Genomic DNA, 21,790 nt, shown 5'->3' with positions numbered 1-21,790 from the left:
AAGGTGTGATCCTTTTTTATATTCTTATCACATTAATCTGAAATGAATCTTAATTATTTGGAATAATGGTAAATTCAAGTCAAGATTTTACACTGCGTTTACAATTCGACATCAAAATACAGAATCGACACGATTCTACTTTTCACGATAAGGTAAGTTATAATGCCTTTTTGACAACAAAATGGATACATGTTTCATTGTTTTCTTTCATTACATCCTTTTATTGGTGCACAGCCAGCTTCACGTGACTGGAAAATTCCGGTTGATTGGGAACAATGCTGATAAAGGTTTTACCCGGCACAAGAGCAACTTCATTACCACCCTGAGCAAATCGTATAATATCCCCCTGCTTCTTCACCCACTGCCCACGAATCATCTTGCCCTTCTGAAACAACATGGCTTCCCCGCCCTGTTCCAAATTAACGGACAACCGACCTACACTATCGAGCACCTTGTGATCTGCACCTGCCACAATGATGTTCGCTGCGCCAAGTTGAGTGCCATTATCCAGATCCTGATCTGCCTTGCCATTCACCATTCTCATATATCGTCCGCTAACTTCATCATAATCATACGTCACCCGGTAACTATCCAATAAATAATGGATATCGAATTGCTTCACTGCCTCTCCTGCGGATGTCGCGCCTTCTTCGTTATAGATGTATACGGGAGACTTGAAGTCATGGCTATAACCCTTGATATCTGATCCTTCTCTCAGCTTGTCCGCTGAAGTATATAGATTATGCGGAGCTTTACGATCAGAGGAACGCCAGAAATATGGTCCACCATTCGAAATTTCATCCATATGCTGTTTCTGCTGCCTTTGCAAAATGGAATACGCATCCGGACTGCCTCCAGCGTGAACAAGTACCCCATCATAACTCTCGCCCAGCTCAATCAGATATGGACGTATACTGCGGACAGGTCCAACCGTCTCCGCACCGCCTTCACTCTGGAAGATGGCTATGAAACGGGTAATGCCTCCCTCAGCGAGGACTTCAAGAATGATATCGGCTGAACTAAGACCCGATTGGGGCCGAGCTGCTGGTGCATTATTAATCATTACGGCGAGTGGTCGACGCGTAATCGCTTCATCTACAGGCAGACCCGTCAGAGGTGCTGTATAAAGAGACGTGTTGGATTCCTCCACATTCTGTTCTTCTTGTACAGGGGCAAGTGTCGGTTCTGGCTGAAGTGGCATCGGGGTCGCCTCCTGGTTTTGGCAGGCAACAAGACTCAATGAGAGAATAAAGAGAGATGCAGCCGATGCTGCTTTGTTCCATTTAAAAAGCTTCAATATAGGACCTCCTGAACGATATGGCCTGGTTCTAAGTTGTGATATATGTCTCATGTAGGCAACCATTTCACGTATTTCTTTCCATTTAATCACACCCCATCCGATTTGTCTGCGCCCAGAAGGCCTTGATACAGCGTGTAATTCATATTTGAAACAGCATATCGCGAGAAAAATATGTCCTAAATGTGAACTCCTCAAACCTTACTTAAAATTTGAACTAGATTGTGATTTTAATCACAAACAAAACGACTTTTGAACTATACAATAAAGACATCAAAGGTGATCACTTAGAAAAAGAAAAAAAACAACACACACTAAATTCCATGAAGGAGTGGTTCATATGTTCAGCACAAACCAATGGCTTAGAGAAAACAAAGTAGCAATGTGGATTTTGACAGTACTTCGGGTGTATATCGGTTATGATTGGATGACTCATGGATGGAGCAAATTAACTGGCGGATTCCAAGCTGGCGGGTTCTTGGCCGGTGCGGTAGAAAAAGCAACAGGTGATCACCCGGCTGTCCAAGCTTGGTGGGCAACGTTCCTTGAGAAATTCGCAGTACCAAACGCAGGACTGTTCGACTTCGTTATCCCATTGGGTGAATTCCTTGTAGGTTTGGGTCTCATCCTCGGCTGCTTCACAACACTGGCTGCCCTGATGGCTATGGTCATGAACTTCGCGTTCCTCTTCTCGGGAACAGTAAGCACGAATGCTCAACTGGTTGTAATGGAAATCTTCCTTGTCGTTGCTGGTGCAAATGCAGGTAAAATTGGTCTGGATCACTGGGTACTGCCTTACCTTCGCGGATTGTTCACTCGTAACAACAAAGGAAATCTTCCTAAAGACACACCAACGATTAGCCCTACTCAAAAAACAGCTTAAGCAATCATTCATAGCATTCTCGGCCCTGCTCCCAATCCCCCTGGAGAGCAGGGCTTTTTACTTTTCAAAATCAGCCCGAATGCCTGACTGACTTGCCCATCCACAGAAAATCGTATTATGATGAAATAAAGTTGAACTTCAAAGGAGTACAGGATATGCCGACCCAGCGACGTCTCGAGACCGATGCGGACTTCCAGGAAGCCATGAATATGAAGTATAAGGTTCGAGTTTTTAAAGATAATCACCAGATTGACTCCGGTGGCATCATTATCCGTTTTGACAGCAACACCGTAGTGGTACAATCCAGTGTCAGTGAGCTCGCTTATCATTCGCGTACAGACTGTGAATTGTTCGAAATCCGCAAATAAAGATCTATTGCATGAATAAGTCCTTGTATTGAAAAAAGGTTACTGTAGCCCATCAAGGGTGTACAGTAACCTTCTTTTTTGTTTATATATTGTAATTGTATGCATTAATACACGTTATTCGTACGAAACTGGCTTCAAGCACCATAATCAGGCTGTTGTCTGTTCCAAGTTACACGCCGTCTCCAAACTGCCAGCAGTTCAAACTGAGCGTTCCATAAGGGTAAGACTGGAATAGACGCTTCGCTGATCGGGACATATCCGCTGTACCCATGGCGTAGAACAAAGGTGCAATGTGTTCTGTACCATACGACGGAACCGCCGTACGTGCATGAGGGGCTTTTTTCTCATATTGAAACAGTTCTCTTGTGTTCCACTGCTGCAAGCGCTCCCCGATCCAGTTATCAAACTCCACCGCCCACTCTTGCGGTTCATCCGTATTGCCCAGCAATCGCAAATTGTGAACCGTTCCACCGCTGCCAATGATTAACACATCATCATGCCGCAGCTGTTCCAGCATTCGGCCAATATCATACTGTTCCTGCGGCGTACGCAGTGAGTCTACAGATACAGCAATCACAGGAATGTTAGCCTCGGGATACATATGGAGCAACGGTACCCATACGCCATGATCCAGCCCTCGGCCTCGAATCGGCTGATGTGCCAGATTGCTGCGGGTGAACAAAGCACATATCTCGTTTGCTAAATCTGGCTGCCCAGATGCAGGGTATTCCATCGTATACATCGTAGAAGGAAATCCGTAAAAATCATGCAAGGTCTGATGTGTATCATCCATCGTCACGGACGGTTCAGGACAATCCCAATGCGCCGTAAATACGACAATGGCTTTCGGAGCCGGCAGCCTGTCTCCAAGCTGGTTCAAGAAGTGAGTGTAGTCATTGCTCTCCACCGCCAGAGCGGGAGAACCATGCGCAATGAAAAGTGCGGGTAATGTCATTGCTGCCAACCTCCAGACACGGATAGAATGCTTACTCCTCTATTTTACCCTTAAGAAGGCGCTTTTCCAAGCTGACATCCCAAACAGTTGTAATCCTGCCACTTATATCATCCAGTGCTGCCAATCCTGCTCGATCTTCTGACGTTCGCCAAGCCACTCTCTGGTACGCGTAATCAGCTGTTCCCGCTCTTTACCTGAAGAGAAGGTGTGATCGCCCTGGAAGATGATCTCCTTGTCACAGCGGCCCTCTTGGCGCATCCAGAATACCTTTTGATACAGGAATGCGTAGTCTACAGGAATAATCTCATCTGACGTGCCATGCACGACGAGTACATCTCCGCTAAACTTAACTGCTTCCTGGAATGGCTGTTGTTCAGCTAGGGACTCGAAGAACGTCGGTGTGAATTTGTATCCCAGATAATCAGCCGCACCCAGTTTCACGCCTTCATCGTATACTTCCCGTCCCGTAATCTTCACGATATCATTGAATGGATAACCCACGGAGGACCACATCACCAGGTTTTTGACACGTTTGTCACGTACTGCAGTTAGTAATGCAACGGCACCACCCAGACTATGACCAATCAGCGTAACACGCGTAGGATCTACATCACTGCAATTCACCGCGTAATCCAGCACCGATCGGGTCTGCAGCACCATGGACTCCAGTCCTTCCGCTCCGTACTCCCCACTGCTCTCTCCGCAACCGATATAATCGAAACGCAGGACCAGATAACCGTCTTCAGCCAGCTCCCGAGCAGTCTTTACAAACAAACGATCCACGCCGATCCGGCTACCAACAAAGCCGTGGCAGATGACCGCCAGAGGGACCCGTTGCTGGCTCTTCTCCTCCTTGATATCTTTCACAACCGGATAATGAATCGTGGCTGTTAATTCTTCCTGCCCATGACGGATACTGATCTGACGTTCCATACCGATTTCCCCTTTCACGCTTAGCCTGTTGAGCTTCATTTATTAAATATATATAATCCGATAAGTTTAGTGTGTATTAAGATGTTATTCATATATTATCATCCCGTAACCTTCAAGTCAACGTACGTAAGAATCCTTTCTACGTCGACTGTTATTCTACATTTTATCGGTTGATGACCGCAAAAAAATGAGCCACGCTGATAACAGCTGGCCCGGATATCATTTGGAATTCTAACAAGTGTTGCAGGATCGTTATTCGTAGCTTCTACGGAACATCTCGTGGGTCTCCACCCGCCCATTCCACTCATGCTCATGACCCGAATCACTATTGTCCCAGAAACTTCTTCCCTTCAAATTGCCATCTGTCAGTTCTTCTGCATACTCCGTATCCTCCAGGTTCTCTTCAAAGGATACAACTTCGTCCACGACTCCACGGGAGTTGCTGTTCAGTAGCAGCTTCCGCGTCAATTCTGTTTGTTTATCCATAACAAGCACACTCCAATCTTGGATTTCTGTTGGAAATGCTACTATTGTGATGGAATCGGCTGCTCTTTATGCATCCTTCACACAATCGTTAGATCTGGGAGGCGTGAGGGTATTTTTTTACATGAACAGGGGAAAATAAATGAACAAACATAGGTAGCATATGCCTCGGAATCCTTCTGCCGAAAGGAATGAATTCATGGAACATCTACTGGAATGGATTCAACATCACGGTAAACTGGTGCTGTTATGCACCTGTGTTATACTGGCCTGTGTATGGATATGGGTCCACCATGAGCAGCTTTTTTATAAGGAATAACTTTGCGAAACGAGAGCCCTTCCCGTATACTAAAATACCGTCAGGGTCTTCAGACCATTGGAAGATCAGAACGTGTGTAGACAGGGGGAGCAATCATTGGGGATTTCCTATAAGAAGCTTAAAGAAATACAGAATCGGCAAATAACCGAGATGAGTCGAATGACACCTGAACATGTGAAATTGTATGACCAGATCAGCACAATTGCGCGTCATGCGCCAGCGGACGAGAGAACACAGGAAGAGTGGATACTCTCCGCAGGAAAAGCAATCGTACAGGCTCAGCGGGATAACAAACCCGCTCGCGAGTTATACGGACCTGATCTGGAACAAGACATCCATGCACAGCTCGGGATAACAAATAAAGCACCGGAGAAGACGGCTGCCGTTGAGCTGGGTAAATCCAGCCCAACTCGTGGTAATAGTCCAACAGCTTCATCGAAAAAGAAAGCCAACGCTGTAGAACCACAGCCAACCGAGAATCCAGAGCCTGTGAAACGGACACCAAAGTGGTATGCCATGATCGCTTGGGCGGCTTTGTCTTTTGTCATGTTGATTCAAGGATGTGTGGGATTGTTCGTGGGTTGGACTGGCGGAGATACGGAGCCTTTCCAACACATTAGTCTGTTCTCTCTGATCATTGCGGCAGTTGGAGGGATCGCATTGGTGGAGATGCTTCGCCGTCTTGCTGAGCGACCGGACGATGAAGGAGCGGACAAGAACACCGTACCTAAGGTTAACCTTAAGGGAATCATCATCTACATCGTCATCGTGGTCCTTGTGCTATTTGTAGGGTATCCATTGCGTGATAAATTGCCGGTATTTGCACTGGCTCCGTGGGTGAGTGCGGTGATCGGAGTTGTGGGACTTGCAACGGTAAGGCCTTTATTTGGACAAAAGAAAACTGCATAACACGCTACACGTTATATAAGCGAGGCTTCACGAATTCGTGAGGTCTTTTTCCATTTGGAGCTGATTCCGATGTTTGATTCCTTTGCCCGGTGTCTCTCCAAACTCCCGCTTGAACATCCTGATGAAATAGTTCACTTCCATCCCAACGGTCTCTGCCGCCTCTCGAACACTTGCTCGTGGATGCTTGTCCATCCAGTCCGAAGCCTTCTTTAAACGTAATCTTTGCATATATTGATGTCCTGTCACGCCATAATGCTGGTGAAATAATCGATTGAGATGCTGAACCGAATAACCCACTGCGTCAGCAACATGCTTCAATAACAGATCGTCTTGATAGTGCGTATGCATCAATGCTACTGCTCGGATGAGTGCATCCTTGCTCGGATCAGACTCCCGATTAGAACGTGTTACAGTGCCGTCCTGTGCCATCGATGATCCATCACCGCCAATATCTACAACAGATGGAATTTTCGATTGTGCTATATCCAAAATAAGCTGGTAGATCAGGGTTGATGTGTTCCACATCTCCGTTGCTCCTCGATCCAGCCCATGCCAGAGATTGGTCATCCTTGACCAGATGATTTCAAAACCGGAGATATGGTACGGCTCGTTCTGAATCAAACCCGCGCATTGTAGCACCGATCCAGCCGATGCACCGCCAATACCGATATAACCAAGTTCTCCTTTGGATTTGGAATGAGGCACATACTCATGCGCAACCTCGGGTTCCATGATAAATAACTGCCCTGCTCCCATCGTCCATGCCCCTTTATCCGGAAGCCTGAACTGCCCTTCACCACCATGTGACAAAAACAATTGATACACCGGAAATCCATTCGGTCTATGCAGAACTTTCTCTTCCTGCGTGCCTACACAATACAGGTACAGCGGCAACCGGGAATCCGGCAGGCCGGTCAAACGAAATGCAAGCATTCCATCATTCCTTTCGGCTCATAGGCTTTACATAAGGTAAACTAATGATATTTACACTGGCCACTCCGTTTCGTGTAAATGTTTAGTTCGATCTATATCGCCTATTTACCTTTATTATCCATTATTCGTTCCTTATGTAACAATGGTCTAAGGAACCTTTTTGGCGACAAGATTTTCAAAAAGCAATTTGAAATACTAGCCAGACGATTGTCGTTCATACATAATGAAAACACCCTTTCCGGATGGAAAGGGTGTTCGAGTTTGTTTCAGTGTAAATTTTTACATTCAGCCCTGTGGAGGTGTTTGCCCCTCACTTGAGGCTGGTGGATTGGTAGAAGGCGTCGGCTCCTGTGTTGGCGTAGACTGAGCTTTATCAAGCTTGAATGTATCCGATGGGCCTGAAAGTGTATGTTTATTCGTTGGTGTATTTGCAGCAACTGAAAGAATATACACCTTGTACTCGCCTCCTTCCACCAGATTGGCTCCAGTTGAATCTATAGCTGTTTTCGTTAATGTAACTTCAACCGCTGCAGGATTTCCAATTGGGTAGCTAGTGTTAGAGCTTGCTGTAGTAATATCCAAATTATCTGTTCCTTTAACAATAAAGAGTCGGTATGCAGAAATCCCAGTTTCAGAAGTTGGTTTAGCAAAGCTAAGCTTATAACTTGCCTCGGTTACAGTACTTGTATTTTGAAGACCTGTTATAGTGGCAGTTTGAACCACATTTGCTTGTGCAAAGATATTAAACTCATTGGAAGCAGAAGACAGATTGGAAGCACGTGATGTACTGTCCGAAACGGACAAGACAAACACTCTGTACTTCTGTCCAGCTACAAGGGCACTACCATTAATATCTCGATGTCCACCGTTTAGTACTACCGGACTGCCTGCATTGTTTTTGTTAATTTCAATAAAAGAATTAATTCCAAGAGCAGAACTTGTATTGAATGCACTCACTTGGTTAGCAGGCACAATCAGGATACGATAATTGGAGATATTGGTCTCGTTAGTTGCCTTATTGAAGGTTATTGTTACATCCGAAGGCGTTCCAGACTGTCCTTGATCTTTAACGGTTGCATTCACATTACTCGCCACTGCTACAGCGGAATTTGAAGTTAATGTGATTACACTGGAGGCTGACGATAATGCATTTGCCAAAGATGTATTATTATTCACAGCCATCACGTAAACGCGATAGCCTACATCATTACGGATCAAGTCACCATCCACTGTTCTCGAACCAGATAAAGTAATCGTCTGGTTGCTTCCAGTTCTACTTACATACGTATAATTTGAGCTATTCACTGTATTGGCTACGTTCAGATTGAAGCTGCCTGCATTTGCATTTTTCACTACAAACACCCGATAATGATTCACATTTGTCTCATCTGCGGATTTAGTGAACGTCACACGCAGATCACGTCCATCTCCAGTATCCCCAATATCACTTGCAACCACATTGCTCGGAGCTGTTACAGCCGCGTTTGCCGACAATGTAATTTGGGAAGAGTAACCAGACAAAGCATTCTGACTGGAGTTTCCGTTGTTGTTCACCGACAGAACGAATACCCGATAAGCAACATTATTGCTAATGGTATAACCATTGGTATCTACCGCATAGTTTGGAAGCGTAACGGACAGGTTACCACCCGTTTTGTTCACCTGCGTATAGTTGTTTGACGCATTAGCTGCGCTTAGTGTGAAGCTGCCCACATTAGCGGAACGAACTACATATACTCGGTAGGCAGAGATTCTGGATTCATCCGCAGCTTTGTTGAAAGACACCCGCAGATCACGCCCATCACCGTAGTCACTAATATCCGCAACAGACAGGTTGCTAATAACTCCCGCGTTACCGGTCGTTGTCAGTCTCAGAGCTGTGGAGGAAGCTGACAGCGCATTGGTGTATCCATTTTGCTGATTGCCCACCGCCATCACAAAGATGCGATAATCTTGCAGATTCGTTACGTTATAACCACTTGTGTCCTTCATGGATGAAGGCAAAGTCGTTGTAATGTTGTTACCTGTTTTATTCACCGTATAGTACAGACTGGAGGACAGGTTGCTTGCCGTTGTCAGATTAAAGCTGCTGGCAACCGAGTTGCGCACCACAAAGACGCGATAATTCGCCACCTTGGACTCATCTGATGAACGGTTGAAGCTCACCTGAATATCACGACCATCTCCATAATCCGAGTTATCCTTCACCTGCGTAATTACTGGAGAGGTTGCTGTGTTCACGGACAGCGTAAGTGAAGATGTTGCTGCGGACAGCTTGCTGTCTGTTGTTGTATTAGTGCTTACCGACAAGATGTAAACTACATATGCTGTACCGCTTTTGATCAATTCGCCGGACGTATCCCGTGTCGAAGAAGTCAACTGGCTTTTCACTGCGGTACTGTTTCCTTTGTATATGATCGTGGAGTTTGCACTGGACACTTTGTTCGCTGCAGCCAGATTAAATGCAGAAGAGTCCTTCGCTTTAACAACAAAAGCACGATAATACGTAATATTCGATGTTGTGTTCGGCTGCGTGAAGTTAATCTCCAGATCGCGGCCATCGCCATAGTCACTAATATCTGCGGCACGCAGACTTGTAACCGCCTGTACTGTGGATTTCACATTATTGAGCTTCAATGCTTGGGAAGACCAGTTCAATGCATTTTTATAATTATTGCTGCTGTTTCCAACAGTCAGTACATACAGGCGATACGTTTCATTGCTGTTAAGCAAATCCCCGTTTACGTCACGCGTCTGTGCATTAAGTGTCAGTTTCGGGTTGCTGCCATTTGGTGTAACCGATGTATAGTTCGCAGAAGGTACGGCAGACGCTGCCGACTCCGTAAAGCTATTCACATCGCGAGTTTTCACCAGCATAATTCGGTAAGCAGATACAGCCTTCTCTGAAGTTGGACGTGTGAAGCTCACGGTCAGGTCACGACCATCTCCATTACTTCCAGATACCGAACCATAGATGTTCCATGCAGCATATTGTGTCTCATCCACTGGAGGCGTCGCGGTTGTCTTGATATCTACACGCTGATTACGCGAGTTCCAGAATACTTTCTCTCCAAAAGCTTCACTGACAAAACGAATTGGAACCATCGTGTTGCCCTTAATCGTGTTCGCAGGTACATCCAGCGAGATCGCTTCTCCGTTGATGTATGCCGTTTTGGAACCAAGTTTCAAAGTAACTTCCTGATCATCACGAGTTGCAACAATCGTTTTGGTTCTGTTGGTGTACGATACCTTCGCGTCCAATCCTTCAAAAATCGACCGAAGTGGAACCAGTACACGTCCACCTTTCATGACAGGTGCCTGAGCAGATGATAACTCTGCATCATTAATATATATACTGATTCTCGCAGCTGCATCCATAACCGACGTTGGAAGTGCGGACATCAGCATGGCCGATACAGCCAGCGCTGACATTACCTTCTTCACTTGTTTTCCTCCCGCTTTCCTCATGTCCCATATCCCCATTCTCGCAATTAGTTAACATCGAAATAGATTCGCTGTTCTTTTCATTAATTCCTGTATTTACCTATGCACAACTAAGACGTTCCGATCGGCTCAAAAGTTTCCAGTTGTACAAAAAATATTTTCTCAGAAGTCTTCCTCTATCTTCCACCCTCCAAAAGTTAAAAATAACAGAAGAATTTGTCACCATTCCGCAACCACATCCTGCACCAATTGGGTTAATGTATAGTGACTAGTGAACAACGCCTATCATTTTCTCAACTACGGGAGGTTCATATCTATGACATCATCGTTTCAATCCGCCAAACGTACAGGCATGCGCACCTTCATTACAGCTACCGCCATTGTCTTGCTACTCCAAACGGCTGTCGCTCCATTATCCGGAGTCGCTGCTGCCGCTTCTTCCAGTACAGATACCAAAGTCACGACGGCCAGTTCAACAACGATATATAAAACATTTCAATCCATGCTCTATAAAAAGAACGGCTTGCCTGCCGCGGATACCTATCTCGAATCTCATATCAAAAAAGTAACAAAGCATCACGCCACCCTGATGGTGCTTCAATTGGAGAATGCTCGCCTGGAGGCGCTAACAGCCATGACGGACCGCATACTCGTACCTAATGTTCAGGACAAGATGATCAAGGCCTACAAGTTGAATGATAGCTTCACCAAACTCATGGAGCGTACCCAGGACTCTGATCTGCGTGCACTGTTAAAAGAAGCCCGTGACAGCGGCTACCGCCTCGTCATGCTCGAAGGCTCCCTCTATCCCATAATGAATTATGCGGCTTTCGTGAAATATAACTCTGAAATTAAAGAAGATATCTCTAGCTACATCAGTATCATGACAAGGGAAACGAAAAACTTGCCTGCGGATGACGGTGCTCTGGTTATTGGCTATCAGGAAATTCTCCTTCGAGCACTCGGCCAGGAAAGATTCCTGGAACTGCATCCAAAATCAAATCGAGCTAAGCAGGTGCATAATCTGTTAAACAGTTATACCCTGTATACCTTTTATGGGCTGAACAATACACCGCTGTTTGATTATGACACGAACAAAATGGTTGCGAACGCCCAAAGAGGCTACAACGGCGTCTTGCAGCGTCTTGCATCCGTCGATAGTGAATTCCTCACTAAGCTGGATGCCTTTATGGGCGTGGTTAAGGAATCGAAGTATGAGAAAACGGCTGCTGTCGAGAAATGGCTGGACCAGAATGTGCCGGTCAGCGACTATGCGAATTATTGAGTTAATCCGTTCCCAGAGTTAATATCCAGGCCAAAATTCAGGCTAAATCCCAACAGATAATCACGACAAAAACCGCCACAGGATTCGCTCCTATGGCGGTTTTCTTCATGCTTCTATCATCAAAACTGACTTAACCCGTCAGCGCTCTGTACTATTGAATCGGTTTAACCATATGATTATACTCATGTCCTGCGATGACAATCACACCGTCTTTGACATATCCCTGCCGTTCATAGAGCATTAGCGCACGGCCGTTGTCCCGTTCTACAATCAGGGATACCTGCGAGTGACCCAGCTCTCTGCCCTGCTGCTCAAAAGCAGCCATCAGTGCCCGGCCGATGCCCTGCCCCTGATAAGCTTCACTTACCGAGAGAGTATCCAGATAATACTCCCCCGGACGGGTTTCTTTAACCAAAGCATACTTCTCTTCCTGGCTTCGTCCAGGTCGATCCAGAATCGGCTGGTCCAGACGATCTGCTTCTCCGCCATCATAGGCTACCAGAATCCCCGCAATCAGCCCATCCTGCTCCATCACTGTCACATGACGATAGCTAATCCGGTTGTTTTCCTGTACATAGAACGCCTGCAAAATCCGCATCGCCTTCTCATGATCCGCCTCACCCGCAAGCGCGTATGCAATGTCTCCTATCGCCTGATACAGCAAAGGAATAACCTGATCAGCATCTTCTATGCGTGCAGGTCTGATCAGAGGAGATGTTTCTTGGTGATCTAATTGCATCTTGTAATTATTCATCAGATTAACATGTTGAACAGATTTAGATTTTTGTTCAGTTCGGTATAGGCGATACCTTTGCGGTTCATGCGTTCAATGAGCGGGTGGTAGTCTTCCTTGTACATCAGCTCAATGCCCACCAAGGCAGGGCCATTTTCCTTATCATGCTTTTTCGTATATTCGAACCGGGTGATATCATCATTCTTCCCTAGAACTTCCTCCAGGAATTCACGTAAAGCTCCTGCACGCTGCGGGAAATTAACCATGAAATAATACTTCAGACCTTCATAGATCAGGGAACGTTCCTTGATCTCCTGCATCCGGTCGATATCGTTGTTCCCGCCACTAATTACGCAAACCACCGTCTTGCCCACGATTTGCTCACGATACTGCTCAAGCGCCGCAACAGCCAAGGAACCGGCAGGCTCCACAACGATCGCATTTTCATTATATAACTCCAGAATAGTTGTGCAGGCTTTGCCTTCTGGTACTTTCACAATGTCATCAAGTATACTATTGCAGATATCAAAGGTGAGATCGCCAACACGTTTCACCGCTGCGCCATCCACGAATTTATCAATATCATCCAACGTCACAACCTGTTTGCGGAACATCGCCTCACTCATGGAAGCTGCACCAAGTGGCTCAACTCCAATGATGCGTGTCTCTGGACTCACGGTCTTCATGTAGGTTCCCACGCCGGCTGCCAGCCCTCCGCCACCAATCGTCACGAATACATAGTCGGCATTCTCATCGAGACTTTCCATGATTTCCATCGCTACCGTACCATTACCTGCAATAATCTTGGGTTGATCAAAAGGATGGATAAACGTCATGCCCTGTTCGTCACATGCACGCATCGCTTCAGCATAAGCATCATCATACGTATCTCCGATCAGCACCACTTCAACGTTGCTGCCGCCAAAACGTCTCACTTGCTTCACCTTCTGGTTCGGTGTTGTACTCGGCATGAAGATTTTGCCGTTAATTCCAAGGGCATTACAGCTAAAAGCAACACCCTGAGCGTGGTTACCCGCACTTGCACAGACAATACCCTTCTCCATCTCGGCTGGTGTCAGACTGCGAATCATATTATAGGCGCCTCGAATTTTGAACGAACGCACCACTTGAAGGTCTTCCCTTTTCAGATACACATTACAGTTATATTTGGCCGACAATACAGCATCCCGCTGTAACGGCGTTCTTACAATGACCTCACGCAGCACATGATGTGCGCGTACGATATCTTCCATGCCAACACTGGCACGACCGGGACTTGTGGTTCCCGTTGGTTCTTGTTCAACTGGTTTCATGTTGTCTCCACACTCCGCTTTTATGGTCTATATAAGTTGAACTAAAGTTTTATTTACACTGACACTACGATGACAGAATAACCCTCCAATCGCTGTTATCCCCAGATTTTTTCGATTCCCTTTTCTCAAGGGAAAAATCCGGTGATAAAGGCGAACGCTTCGCTTTTTCAGGTTCTTTCTGTCCTCTCCGTTATCGTGTAAATCACTAATTCAACTTATCTAGCAATGTCGCGCACTGCTTTTCTTTGTATTGTATCACTTTTGCTCTGTTCTTGCGCCTGAGCTCACGTCATTTATCATTCGTACAATTTCATCAATAATGACCTGAGGGTCTGTATACATAACCATATGTCCCGATTGATCGGCCCCAATCCATCTCGCATTAGAGAGCTGGCTCACCGTCTGGCGATGCGCCGTGATGAGGGCAGGCCTGATTTTCCCCTCTCCCTTGCCCGGGTTCGTACCCGAGATCACGCTAACTTCCAGATTACCCAGAGCCGGAGGATGTTCCAGCAACGCTGCCATGTCATCCAGAAATGTTTTTCCTTCCGCAAGCATCGTGCTGGCTGCCCGTACAGTGAAATCCTCCTTGAGATGATCCGCTGCCACATCGTCAGGCTGAACACTTCCAGCTTTGCTGCCAAGTTTCTTATATAAGCCAGTCCGCGCCATGATTGGAATAATGAAACCATTGATGGCAAAGCTCTTTTTAGTAAGCTTGGAAAAATACATTTCGCAATGCTCGTCTGATGGATCTACCAGGATAATGCCACGTAATCGAGATAGATGTGCAGCTGCCGTAGCCCGTACAATCGGACCTCCCCAGCTATGTCCAACCAGAATGAATGGGCCCGGGCCCAGAGCTGTCAGCAGTTCCCCAAGATCCCCTGCAATACGTTCAAGGCTGCGGGGAGCCGAGTCGATATCACTTTGTCCCGCCCCTGCCCTGTCATATACAACTGCACGTGCATGCTCAGCAATGGCTGGTGCAACCAGTCCCCAGTTTGATCTGGAGGCGCCCATACCGGACTCAAACACCACCGTCAGGTCTCCTATCCCCTTGGACATATAATGTAGTTTGCGACCATCGCGGGTCTGAACAAACGCACTTGAACCAAATGTATGTGAGCTAGGGTTAGAATTCATATTCCCCTCCTGATTACGTGGATAATCATCTTTCACCGAATCTAATTGAAAATGATTATCAATTACTTTATTATAGAATAATCCATGCTTTACGACAACCATGTTGCTTCAGCAAGATACAGCCGTTCTGTCGCTTCTATCACGTTTCAACGATCATTCCCCGCCCCACCGTTCTGCTAAGCCTCCTTTTTCCTTATGGAAAAGAAAACCCGATCCATAATCGGATCGGGTAACTGTCCCTGCCACTATGCGGCTAGGCATCATATATAAAATATAAAAAAACAGCCCGATTTCAATTTCCATCAGGGCTGTTTTTAACTGCTTTAGCTTCACGATACCCAGGATTAAACATATCGCTCATTTAATAAGGAAACAACAATTTATGCCTGTGTCTTAAACCAAGTTGCCGTAGCTTCTGCTTCGGTACGAGTCAACTGATGACCTTGACGCTCCCAATGTGTGTTTACATTGGCACCTGCACCGCTCAGCAACGAAGCAAGTTCCTCCGTCTCACGTCTTAGTACAATCGGATCGTTCTCGCCCGCACCAATGAACACAGGCAGACCTTTCAGATCCGGCAGTTCCAGTCCGCGCAGCGGTACCATCGGGTGATGCAGAATTGCACCTTTGAATACATTTGCTTGATGGAAGATCAAACTTGCCGCAATGTTGGCACCGTTAGAGTAACCCAGTGCATACACGTTGGACCGATCAAAACCGTATTCCACCGCAGCTGCATCGACAAAAGATCCCAGCTCTGCCGTACGAGCAATCAGATCTTCTTCATCAAAAATGCCTTCGGCCAGGCGGCGGAAGAAACGGGGCATCCCGTTCTCCGATACATTACCCCGCACCCCAAGTATGCCAGCTCCTGGTGCGATCATCTCCGCCAGACCGATCAGATCGTTCTCGGTTCCGCCTGTACCGTGAAGTAACAGGATTGTTGGCGCATCCGGCTGAGCACCTGCTTTATAGATATGTTTCATTGTATTGGTTGTGGTCATGATTTGGACTCTCCTTTCCATTCACGTACTTCAATTCGTGGCAACAATTGTTCAATCTGCTCACGCTGTGGTTCATACCATTCAGGCAGCATCAGTTTCTCACCCATGCTCTCTGCTGGTTCATCCCGTGAAAATCCTGGAGGATCCGTAGCCAGTTCGAACAGTATACCACCCGGCTCCCGGAAATACACAGCGTTGAAGTATTGACGGTCAATGACTGGCGTTGGATGATATCCGGATTGTTCAAGATCCTGCTGAATTTGTTCATGTTCCACGTAATCTTTGGCACGCCATGCAATATGGTGGACCGTTCCGGCTCCACCAATCCCGCGCTGGATGCCTGTGGACTGAATATCGATGATCTGACCGATATCGCCGCTTGCCTGAAGACGAAGGAGTCCGTTCTCTTCACCGACTTGCTCCAGACCCAGTTTACTCACCAAGACGTCCATGGTTTTCTCAGGAACGTGGCTGAACAATACGGCTCCGCCAAATCCTTTGATGGCATGCTCCGGTGTCACACCGTTGAAAGTCCAGCTGCTTGGCTGACCACCTTCACGCTCAACCAGTTCAAGCAACAGACCGCCTTTGTCGAAGAAACGAATGTATTGCTCACCGAATCTGGTTTTATTTTCATATGGAATATCGAAGGAAGCAAGACGTTCTTTCCAGAAAGGCAGGCTTCCTACCGGAACCGCATATACGGTAACTCCAGTCTGACCGGAACCAATGACACCTCTTCTTGAATTTTGCTGTGGGAAAAAGGTAATGATTGTGCCCGGTGCACCCTGCTCATTCCCGTAATACAAGTGATACACGTCCGGTGCATCAAAGTTAATTGTTTTTTTCACCAGTCTGAGCGCCAACACACCTGCGTAAAAATCAACGTTTTTCTGCGCATCGTCAACAAAAGCTGTAATATGATGAATTCCTGAAGTTCTGAACATAATCTCCACTCCCTTGTTTTAGTTGTATCATAGGTTGTTTTTACTTCTTTTATTTATTGCTTTTCGTTATTTATCTTTAAGTTAAGATTCTTTAAATTTATATTAATCCATTGAACCTCAATATGCAAGCTTTTATTTTAAAATTAAGATTTAATACAAAAAGCAGGCCCCGATCACTCCGGGAACCTGCATATCGTTATAACGATTGATTAGGTTGGTATTCCTGTATTACTTTTGTATTACTGCTTCTTAAACCAGTTTCATTCTTTTTGGTGGATTCACCAAATCTTTATGTTCGTATTCATCCTTGATATCTCCGACAATCTCTTCAAGGATATCCTCCATCGTAACCATACCTACCGTAGCACCTGCCTCGTTTTTCACGGTTGCAATGTGTACACGGCTTTGCTGCATCTGGATCAGTACATCCTTGATTGGAGAACGCTCGGAGAAACTCGGGGTATTGTGAACAAATGTCTCCATATTGAAGTCTCTGCCCGCAGCTACACTCGTCAGCATTTCTTTGGTGTTAATAAAGCCCACAAAATGCGCCTGATCCCCATTTGCAATAACAGGGTATCGCGTGTATTCATGTCGATTCAGCGTCTCAATAATCTGATCAAGCGGCATTTCCTTATTCAACGTAACAATTTTATCACGTGGAATCATAATCTCCTGAAGCAGACGCTCATCAAAAGCAAAAATGTTTTTAAGATAGTCCAGCTCCGTCTGATTGATCTCGCCACTCTCATAACTCTTTGCCATAATCAGTTTCAGCTCTTCCTCCGAGTGAACGGTATCATGCCCGGCAGGTTTTACACCAAATATGCCAAGCAACAGACGAGCAGCTCCATTTAATGCATAAATGAACGGATTCATGATTTTACCGAACCAGTACAGTGGTGGTGCCAGCAACAACGTCATTCTCTCTGCAAACTGGATCGCCAGGGTTTTTGGTGCCAATTCACCAATAACCACGTGCAGGAACGTAATGATCGCCAGAGCGATACCGTAGGAAAGCACGGTAGACAATGCCGCCGGCACTTCCATTCGCTCAAACAGCGGATGCAGCATTTTCTCAACGGTAGGTTCACCCAAGGCTCCCAATACCAGCGCCGTGATGGTAATCCCCAATTGACATGCCGACAGATAATAATCCAGGTTGTGCGCCACTTTTTTGGCCAGTACTGCCTTTTTGTTCCCTTCCGAGATCAGTTGATCGATTCGGGACATCCGTACTTTAAGAATTGCAAATTCGGCTCCAACGAAAAAGGCTGTCAGACCTATAAATACGGCTACTAAAAATAAATTCAAGGCTATTATTCCGTCCAATGATTTCCCTCAGGTTGAGGGATTCACCTCCAAGTAAAATTTATATTAAGGTTGCACGAGTGATGTTCCGGTGACGGCTCGTTCTTCCGATCGCCATTGCCTCCAAATTTTCCTGATTGTTGTTTTCAAAGGTTTAAAATTGGTTTGCAAACGCGAACGCTACGCTTCTTCAGAATCGATTCCGTCCCCTACACTGTTACGTTGCCAAAACGCTTTAAATTCTGAGGGCAATATCACGCCAGATCGCTTGTAGCTTCCTCAACCTGCGCACCGCTCACTCGTTCCAGAAGAACTTGTTTGATGTGATAATTTTCAGTGTCCACAACGGTCCAGACATAATCACCATGTTCCACCGTGTCGCCTTTTTCCACACCTACACCCTTCTGGTATTGAATCCATCCGGCCACGGTATCCATCTCTTCATTTCCTTCAAAGCTAAGCCCGAACTGCCGCTCCACTTCATCCAAAAGTACCCTGCCGTTAATGAGATATTGATTTTCTCCGGTCTCCTGAATATCGGCCACCTCATCAGCATCGAATTCATCGCGAATCTCACCGACAAGCTCCTCCAGAATATCCTCCATTGTAATGATTCCCGAGGTACCGCCGTATTCATCCACGACCACGGCCATGTGTACACGTTCCTGCTGCATTTTTATCATCGCATCTTGGATACTTGTAACTTCTGAAACGAACGGGATCTCGCGAACGAATTCACTTAGTTGATACGATCTTGCAGCAACCATGTCAGGCAAAATCTTTTTCACATTCACGACGCCGACAATACGGTCCTTGTCCCCATCCTCGATGACAGGGTAGCGTGAATAGTTATGTTCATCCAATATAGGAATAATATCGTCATAGGTCATATCCTGACTTAATGTCACCAGTTCCGTGCGCGGGACCATGATGTCTTTGGCATCACGTTCATCGAATACAAATACATTTTCCAGATATGAAAGCTTGGTCTTGTTATTCTCGTCACCTTCATAACTCTGGTTCATAATGATTCTGATCTCGTCCTCCGAGTAAGCTTGATCATGTTCCGCAGGTTTCACACCGAATCCCCGCAGAAGAACACGTGAGGCTCCATTCAACGCCCAAATGAACGGGTACATGACTTTACCAAACCAGTATAATGATGGGGAGAGCATCAATGTCAGTTTTTCCGAAAACTGAATTGCCAGCGTTTTGGGCGCCATTTCACCTACAACCACATGCAAGAACGTGACGAGTATAAAGGCGATCGCATAAGAAGCAATCGACGAGATTGAAGCAGGTACGTCTAAATAATTGAATACCGGATATAACAATCTCTCAACCGTCGGTTTTCCGAGTGCACCCAGTCCCAGTGCGGTGACCGTAATACCGAGCTGACAGGCTGACAGATAATAATCCAGGTCCGAGACAACTTTTTTGGCGAGTACAGCCTTTTTATTGCCTTCCGCGACCAGTTGATCCACTCTTGATGTACGAATTTTGACTACAGCAAACTCTGATGCTACGAAAAATGCAGTCAATGCAATCAAGATAATAAGTAAAGCGATATTCAATATGGTAATTATGTCCAATGATTTCCCCGGTTCTCAGGGATTCACCTCCAGAGATAGTTACAGCGTGATCCGTTAACTACGTTAACCATTCATGCGCTGTTTGTCGTTCATCATGGCTTATGCCTTATATGAAATCGAATAATGATCATATTTGTATATGTCATACGGTTTGACCTTGTAAAATACAAAACAGGAATTCAAGATGAAGTCAATGACTTGCAGAAACTTCTTCATTCAAATCGGGTTACCCCTCATGCTGTCAATTGTTCCTCGCTTAACTCCACCTAGATTCGCCATTTGGACAATTTACAATATCGCCTACCCAATAGATATCCACCTCCCCTCATACGCATTCCTGTTTCCGAAAAGTATACCATGATTCCAATACAACCATCCAGTTGCACGTTATGGTTTGGCACAAGCTTACAGTTTAATGTTCACAAATTAGTCTTTATGTATGTTACGAACTTGATATAAAGATATGTTTGGTATTACCTTATAATGTGATATTCTTCACATAATTAGTATAGTCCAATTTATAAAAATACTACCCTTTACTTTAGGTCATTAAACATGTGTGTTTACATAGCATACATCTATATACGCAACAAAGAGCCCGCAGGATGCAACAACCTTACGGCGCACATCTTTACGGGCTCTCTCCTATTTATCCTACACCAATGCTTTGGCAGCAATATCCGTCCGCTGATGTTTGCCATCAAAATGGATACATTCCGCCTGTGCGTAGGCTTTGTTTCTAGCTTCTGCAATATCCGCGCCAAGGCCAACTACGCCCAGGATCCGTCCACCATTCGTGACCCAGTCTCCTGCTTCACTACGCGCTGTACCTGCGTGGAATACCACGGCATCTTGCACTTGTTCGAGACCTTCAATGACTACGCCTTTGGCATAAGGACCCGGATAACCTCCTGAAGCAAGCACCACACATACTGCGGCTTCATCGCTCCATTCAATTTCAATGTCTGCCAGCTTACCATGAACAGTTGCCCAGAAGATATCGAACAGGTCACTCTTCAATCGTGGCAAAACAACCTGTGTCTCGGGATCACCGAAACGTGCATTGAACTCAATCGTTTTGGGTTTACCATCTGGTGAAATCATCAGTCCAGCAAACAACACGCCTTGGAACGGACGCCCTTCGGATACCATGGCCTTGGCTGTTGGTTTGATGATCGTCTCTACGGCTTCTTCAATAATGGATGCAGGAATGTGTGGCAAAGGTGAATATGTACCCATACCGCCTGTGTTTGGCCCCTGATCATTATCGAATACAGGTTTGTGATCCTGTGCTGCCGCCATTGGACGAACCGTCTCCCCATCGACAAAAGCCAGAATCGACATTTCCTGTCCTGCGAGGTATTCCTCAATAATCACTTTGGCTCCTGCTTCACCAAATACTTTCTCCACCATAATACTGCGAAGTGCCTGATCAGCCTCTTCACGGGAATAAGCTACCGTCACACCTTTGCCCGCTGCCAATCCATCTGCCTTGATGACAACTGGAATCGCTTGCTCATTCAGGTAAGCCTGTGCCTGTTCGTAGTTATCGAATTTTTCATAGGCTGCGGTTGGAATGTTGTATTTGTGCAGCAGGTCCTTCATGAATGTTTTACTTCCTTCGATCTCTGCTGCATTACGACGGGGTCCGAATACTGGAATACCTGTCGAATCAAATGCATCCACGATCCCATCCGCAAGCGGATCATCCGGACCAATAACCACCAGACCCACTTTAAGCTCTACAGCAAGAGCCGTTAGTTTATCGAATTCATTTACCGCAATGGCATGACACTCAGCGAGCTGAGCAATACCTGCATTTCCCGGTGCACAGTGAATCTTGTCTACCTTTGGACTCTTTGCCAGCGCCCAGATGATGGCATGCTCCCGGCCACCGCCACCTACTACCAAAATATCCATTCGTTCTGTTCCCCC

At 46.0% G+C, this 21,790-nt stretch carries 18 protein-coding genes; 4 read left to right on the top strand and 14 right to left on the bottom strand.

The genetic code is table 11. The annotated features are described in order from the left end of the window. Positions 1-220 precede the first annotated feature (220 nt). Positions 221-1,297, bottom strand: a complete 1,077-nt coding sequence (locus tag AC4E8D_RS04095) for a DUF3048 domain-containing protein (protein WP_339306809.1) — start codon at positions 1,295-1,297, stop codon at positions 221-223. Positions 1,298-1,637: 340 nt separating this feature from the next. Between AC4E8D_RS04095 and AC4E8D_RS04090 the strand changes: the two genes are divergently transcribed. Beyond that, a complete protein-coding gene (locus tag AC4E8D_RS04090) occupies positions 1,638-2,180 on the top strand; it encodes a DoxX family protein (RefSeq protein ID WP_036606056.1) in 543 nt (180 codons plus the stop codon). Positions 2,181-2,335: 155 nt separating this feature from the next. After that, entirely contained in the window at positions 2,336-2,548 is a 213-nt protein-coding gene (locus tag AC4E8D_RS04085) for a hypothetical protein (RefSeq protein ID WP_017690673.1), read from the top strand. 169 nt (positions 2,549-2,717) lie between these two features. Here AC4E8D_RS04085 and AC4E8D_RS04080 read toward each other — a convergent pair whose 3' ends face one another. From AC4E8D_RS04080 to AC4E8D_RS04070, 3 genes are all read right to left on the bottom strand, one after another. Beyond that, positions 2,718-3,503, bottom strand: a complete 786-nt coding sequence (locus AC4E8D_RS04080; protein WP_017690674.1) for a DODA-type extradiol aromatic ring-opening family dioxygenase — start codon at positions 3,501-3,503, stop codon at positions 2,718-2,720. Between the two features lie 102 nt (positions 3,504-3,605). Further along, positions 3,606-4,436: an alpha/beta hydrolase gene (locus AC4E8D_RS04075; protein ID WP_036606057.1), complete on the bottom strand. Its 831-nt coding sequence runs from the start codon at positions 4,434-4,436 to the stop codon at positions 3,606-3,608. Between the two features lie 252 nt (positions 4,437-4,688). After that, positions 4,689-4,922, bottom strand: coding sequence for a hypothetical protein (locus AC4E8D_RS04070; RefSeq protein WP_047840502.1), 234 nt, complete (start codon positions 4,920-4,922; stop codon positions 4,689-4,691). 412 nt (positions 4,923-5,334) lie between these two features. Between AC4E8D_RS04070 and AC4E8D_RS04065 the strand changes: the two genes are divergently transcribed. Next, positions 5,335-6,147: a DUF1129 family protein gene (locus AC4E8D_RS04065; protein WP_221818721.1), complete on the top strand. Its 813-nt coding sequence runs from the start codon at positions 5,335-5,337 to the stop codon at positions 6,145-6,147. Positions 6,148-6,174: 27 nt separating this feature from the next. Here AC4E8D_RS04065 and AC4E8D_RS04060 read toward each other — a convergent pair whose 3' ends face one another. Together AC4E8D_RS04060 and AC4E8D_RS04055 are read right to left on the bottom strand one after the other, a co-directional pair. Beyond that, positions 6,175-7,080: an AraC family transcriptional regulator gene (locus AC4E8D_RS04060; protein WP_221818720.1), complete on the bottom strand. Its 906-nt coding sequence runs from the start codon at positions 7,078-7,080 to the stop codon at positions 6,175-6,177. A 285-nt stretch (positions 7,081-7,365) separates the two neighbouring features. Continuing rightward, positions 7,366-10,524 (bottom strand): stalk domain-containing protein, encoded by a 3,159-nt coding sequence (locus AC4E8D_RS04055; RefSeq protein WP_339306807.1) that lies wholly within the window; start codon positions 10,522-10,524, stop codon positions 7,366-7,368. A gap of 316 nt (positions 10,525-10,840) precedes the next feature. Here AC4E8D_RS04055 and AC4E8D_RS04050 point away from each other — a divergent pair, with 316 nt between their 5' ends. Continuing rightward, positions 10,841-11,809, top strand: coding sequence for a hypothetical protein (locus AC4E8D_RS04050; RefSeq protein ID WP_339306805.1), 969 nt, complete (start codon positions 10,841-10,843; stop codon positions 11,807-11,809). Between the two features lie 151 nt (positions 11,810-11,960). Here AC4E8D_RS04050 and AC4E8D_RS04045 read toward each other — a convergent pair whose 3' ends face one another. The 8 genes from AC4E8D_RS04045 to purD all read right to left on the bottom strand — a co-directional run bounded on the left by AC4E8D_RS04045 (position 11,961) and on the right by purD (position 21,775). After that, complete coding sequence (locus AC4E8D_RS04045; protein WP_490205873.1) at positions 11,961-12,563, bottom strand: GNAT family N-acetyltransferase; 603 nt, start codon at positions 12,561-12,563, stop codon at positions 11,961-11,963. Further along, positions 12,563-13,855 (bottom strand): threonine ammonia-lyase IlvA, encoded by a 1,293-nt coding sequence (ilvA, locus tag AC4E8D_RS04040; protein ID WP_017690682.1) that lies wholly within the window; start codon positions 13,853-13,855, stop codon positions 12,563-12,565. The genes AC4E8D_RS04045 and ilvA overlap by 1 nt, the downstream gene beginning before the upstream one ends. 255 nt (positions 13,856-14,110) lie before the next feature. Then, a complete protein-coding gene (locus AC4E8D_RS04035) occupies positions 14,111-15,001 on the bottom strand; it encodes an alpha/beta fold hydrolase (RefSeq protein WP_221818715.1) in 891 nt (296 codons plus the stop codon). A gap of 380 nt (positions 15,002-15,381) precedes the next feature. Beyond that, complete coding sequence (locus tag AC4E8D_RS04030; RefSeq protein WP_490206464.1) at positions 15,382-15,987, bottom strand: alpha/beta hydrolase; 606 nt, start codon at positions 15,985-15,987, stop codon at positions 15,382-15,384. 14 nt (positions 15,988-16,001) lie between these two features. Next, positions 16,002-16,952: a ring-cleaving dioxygenase gene (locus AC4E8D_RS04025; protein WP_445252489.1), complete on the bottom strand. Its 951-nt coding sequence runs from the start codon at positions 16,950-16,952 to the stop codon at positions 16,002-16,004. A gap of 249 nt (positions 16,953-17,201) precedes the next feature. Further along, positions 17,202-18,284 carry a hemolysin family protein gene (locus AC4E8D_RS04020; RefSeq protein ID WP_221818713.1) on the bottom strand — a complete coding sequence of 361 codons (1,083 nt, stop codon included), beginning with the start codon at positions 18,282-18,284 and terminating at the stop codon, positions 17,202-17,204. A gap of 233 nt (positions 18,285-18,517) precedes the next feature. Continuing rightward, positions 18,518-19,855: a hemolysin family protein gene (locus AC4E8D_RS04015; protein ID WP_339306800.1), complete on the bottom strand. Its 1,338-nt coding sequence runs from the start codon at positions 19,853-19,855 to the stop codon at positions 18,518-18,520. Between the two features lie 654 nt (positions 19,856-20,509). Beyond that, a complete protein-coding gene (gene purD / locus AC4E8D_RS04010) occupies positions 20,510-21,775 on the bottom strand; it encodes a phosphoribosylamine--glycine ligase (protein WP_339306798.1) in 1,266 nt (421 codons plus the stop codon). Between the last annotated feature and the right edge of the window lie 15 nt (positions 21,776-21,790).

The organism is Paenibacillus sp. SRL342, assembly GCF_984798905.1.
This window is presented reverse-complemented; position numbering and strand designations above follow the sequence as displayed.

Bases quoted from the DNA above. Each gene is read 5' to 3' on its own strand.
- AC4E8D_RS04090 (WP_036606056.1), top strand. From the start codon at position 1,638: ATGTTCAGCACAAACCAATGGCTTAGAGAAAACAAAGTAGCAATGTGG.
- AC4E8D_RS04085 (WP_017690673.1), top strand. From the start codon at position 2,336: ATGCCGACCCAGCGACGTCTCGAGACCGATGCGGACTTCCAGGAAGCC.
- AC4E8D_RS04080 (WP_017690674.1), bottom strand. From the start codon at position 3,503: ATGACATTACCCGCACTTTTCATTGCGCATGGTTCTCCCGCTCTGGCG.
- AC4E8D_RS04075 (WP_036606057.1), bottom strand. From the start codon at position 4,436: ATGGAACGTCAGATCAGTATCCGTCATGGGCAGGAAGAATTAACAGCC.
- AC4E8D_RS04070 (WP_047840502.1), bottom strand. From the start codon at position 4,922: ATGGATAAACAAACAGAATTGACGCGGAAGCTGCTACTGAACAGCAAC.
- AC4E8D_RS04060 (WP_221818720.1), bottom strand. From the start codon at position 7,080: ATGCTTGCATTTCGTTTGACCGGCCTGCCGGATTCCCGGTTGCCGCTG.
- AC4E8D_RS04050 (WP_339306805.1), top strand. From the start codon at position 10,841: ATGACATCATCGTTTCAATCCGCCAAACGTACAGGCATGCGCACCTTC.
- AC4E8D_RS04045 (WP_490205873.1), bottom strand. From the start codon at position 12,563: ATGAATAATTACAAGATGCAATTAGATCACCAAGAAACATCTCCTCTG.
- ilvA (WP_017690682.1), bottom strand. From the start codon at position 13,855: ATGAAACCAGTTGAACAAGAACCAACGGGAACCACAAGTCCCGGTCGT.
- AC4E8D_RS04035 (WP_221818715.1), bottom strand. From the start codon at position 15,001: ATGAATTCTAACCCTAGCTCACATACATTTGGTTCAAGTGCGTTTGTT.
- AC4E8D_RS04030 (WP_490206464.1), bottom strand. From the start codon at position 15,987: ATGAAACATATCTATAAAGCAGGTGCTCAGCCGGATGCGCCAACAATC.
- AC4E8D_RS04025 (WP_445252489.1), bottom strand. From the start codon at position 16,952: ATGTTCAGAACTTCAGGAATTCATCATATTACAGCTTTTGTTGACGAT.
- purD (WP_339306798.1), bottom strand. From the start codon at position 21,775: ATGGATATTTTGGTAGTAGGTGGCGGTGGCCGGGAGCATGCCATCATC.